The sequence below is a fragment of the Bacillus sp. 05T31 genome (assembly GCF_056396725.1).
The window spans coordinates 1-1,021 of record NZ_JBFTMA010001052.1 but is presented as its reverse complement, the minus strand read 5'-3'; the positions used below and the strand labels follow the sequence as shown (position 1 = coordinate 1,021).

General features: G+C 46.8%; 6 tRNA genes and 2 rRNA genes. All 8 read left to right on the top strand.

What is annotated here, in order from left to right:
- A 23S ribosomal RNA gene (locus tag AC1DJR_RS31260) occupies nucleotides 1–151 on the top strand; the annotation flags it as partial.
- Between the two features lie 102 nt (nucleotides 152–253).
- A 5S ribosomal RNA gene (gene rrf, locus AC1DJR_RS31255) occupies nucleotides 254–369 on the top strand.
- A gap of 9 nt (nucleotides 370–378) precedes the next feature.
- Nucleotides 379–453: transfer RNA gene (locus AC1DJR_RS31250), tRNA-Asn, on the top strand.
- A 4-nt stretch (nucleotides 454–457) separates the two neighbouring features.
- Nucleotides 458–530: transfer RNA gene (locus tag AC1DJR_RS31245), tRNA-Thr, on the top strand.
- Nucleotides 531–552: 22 nt separating this feature from the next.
- A tRNA-Glu gene (locus AC1DJR_RS31240) sits at nucleotides 553–627 on the top strand.
- A 5-nt stretch (nucleotides 628–632) separates the two neighbouring features.
- Nucleotides 633–708: transfer RNA gene (locus AC1DJR_RS31235), tRNA-Val, on the top strand.
- A gap of 16 nt (nucleotides 709–724) precedes the next feature.
- Nucleotides 725–808, top strand: a tRNA-Tyr gene (locus AC1DJR_RS31230).
- 65 nt (nucleotides 809–873) lie between these two features.
- Nucleotides 874–948: transfer RNA gene (locus AC1DJR_RS31225), tRNA-Gln, on the top strand.
- Nucleotides 949–1,021 lie beyond the last annotated feature (73 nt).

Sequence of the window (1,021 nt, the reverse complement as noted above, 5' to 3'; positions counted from 1 at the left end):
AAGCATCTAAGCATGAAGCCCCCCTCAAGATGAGATTTCCCATAGCGTAAGCTAGTAAGATCCCTGAAAGATGATCAGGTTGATAGGTTCGAGGTGGAAGCATGGTGACATGTGGAGCTGACGAATACTAATAGATCGAGGACTTAACCRTATAATATGAAGCTAATGTTATCTAGTTTTGAGAGAATATAAAAAACTTATTGACTTTAAATGTCGAATGAGTTATGATAATTCTTGTCTTAAATGAATATAGTCTGGTAATGATGGCAGAGAGGTCACACCCGTTCCCATACCGAACACGGAAGTTAAGCTCTCTAGCGCCGATGGTAGTTGGGACCTTGTCCCTGTGAGAGTAGGACGTTGCCAGGCTTATATTATTCCGCAGTAGCTCAGCGGTAGAGCTATCGGCTGTTAACCGATCGGTCGTAGGTTCGATTCCTACCTGCGGAGCCATTATGCTTCCATAGCTCAGCTGGTAGAGTACTTCCATGGTAAGGAAGAGGTCACCGGTTCAAGCCCGGTTGGAAGCTTGGGAAAAGTTTTGTTTTTTTTGGCCCGTTGGTCAAGTGGTTAAGACACCGCCCTTTCACGGCGGTAACACGGGTTCGAATCCCGTACGGGTCACCACTTTTGGAGGATTAGCTCAGCTGGGAGAGCACCTGCCTTACAAGCAGGGGGTCGGCGGTTCGATCCCGTCATCCTCCACCATATATTTTTAAATGTCGGAGGGGTAGCGAAGTGGCTAAACGCGGCGGACTGTAAATCCGCTCCTTTGGGTTCGGCAGTTCGAATCTGCCCCCCTCCACCATTTTCTTTAAAATAACCTGAGAGGGTTTATTTTTTTGAAAAGATAACCATACTAGTAAATATTAATGGGCTATAGCCAAGCGGTAAGGCAACGGACTTTGACTCCGTCATGCGCTGGTTCGAATCCAGCTAGCCCAGCCATTTACGAGCCATTAGCTCAGTTGGTAGAGCATCTGACTTTTAATCAGAGGGTCGAAGGTTCGAATCCTTCATG